Genomic DNA, 1,298 nt, shown 5'->3' on the forward strand with positions numbered 1-1,298 from the left:
GGGCCTTGACCCCGGATCTTGGACACACGAGACACTGGATCCTGAGGATCTGAGAACGGACATCTCGTGGTCATGAAGAACTATCCGCCGCAGTTCAAGGCGGACGCGGTCGCGCTGTACGAGTCGCGGCCCGAAGCGACGATCAGGTCGGTCGCCGCTGACTTGGGAATCAACCCGGAGACGTTGCGGAACTGGGTCAGGGCGGCCGGTGCGAGTCGGCCGCGGGGCCGCCGGGCCGAGGCATTCGTCGAGCCGCCCACTGCGCTGGAGGCGGAGAATGCCGCCCTGCGCAAGAAGATCCGCGCGCTGGAGGAAGAGCGCGAGATCCTACGGAAAGCTGCGAAGTATTTCGCCGGGGAGACGCGCTGGTGAACCGCTTCCAGTTCGTCGCCGACCACCAGCGCCGCTACGGCGTGAAGCGGCTGTGCACCATCCTGGGCATCGCCCGATCCGGCTTCTACTACTGGCGCCGCACCGCCGCCGACCGGGCCGCCCGGCAAGCGGCCGACGCCGGTCTCGCCGCACGGATACGGGCGGTGCACCGCGAGTCGGACGGCACCTACGGCGTCCCCAGGATCACCGCCGAGCTCCGCGAGGACGGCGAACGCGTCAACCACAAGCGGGTCGCACGTGTGATGCGGAGCATCAATCTGGCCGGCCTGAGGCTGCGGCGAAAACACCGCACCACGACTCCGGACCCGGCGGCGGCGAAGGCCCCGGACCTGATCGGCCGCGACTTCACCGCACGTGAGACGAACACGAAGTACGTCGGTGACATCACCTACCTCCCCCTGGAGAACGGGAAGTTCCTCTACCTGGCCACCGTCATCGACCTCGCCTCACTGCGTCTGACCGGCTGGGCGATCGCGGACCACATGCGCACCGATCTCGTCGTCGACGCGCTGGCCGCCGCCGAACGCACCCGCGGCAGCCTCGCCGGAGCGGTCCTGCACACCGATCACGGCGCTCAGTACACCAGCCGGGCCTTCGCCGACGCCTGCCACCAGGCCGGCGTCCGCCAGTCCATGAGCACGGTCGGCTCCAGCGCGGACAACGCACTCGCCGAGTCCTTCAATGCGACGTTCAAACGCGAGACCCTCCAGGGCCGCAAGCACTGGGCCGACGAGCGCGAGGCCCGGCTCGACGCGTTCCGATGGCTGCACCGCTACAACGTCCGCCGCCGTCACTCCCGCCTCGGACACCGCAGCCCCATCGCCTACGAGAACGCCTTCCGAACGACATCAACTACGCTGACGCAAGCCGCATAACCCGTGTCCAGGAACCGGGGTCAAGGCCCG

At 68.6% G+C, this 1,298-nt stretch carries 1 protein-coding gene; it reads left to right on the forward strand.

The features are described from left to right. Window positions 1-66 precede the first annotated feature (66 nt). A protein-coding gene (locus IF99_RS0130185) for an IS3 family transposase (protein WP_107049039.1) occupies window positions 67-1,268 on the forward strand; the annotation gives its coding sequence in 2 pieces (ribosomal slippage) (window positions 67-358 and window positions 358-1,268; 1,203 coding nt in all). Window positions 1,269-1,298 lie beyond the last annotated feature (30 nt).

The organism is Streptomyces sp. NRRL F-5630 (assembly GCF_000719475.1).
Classification (GTDB): domain Bacteria; phylum Actinomycetota; class Actinomycetes; order Streptomycetales; family Streptomycetaceae; genus Streptomyces.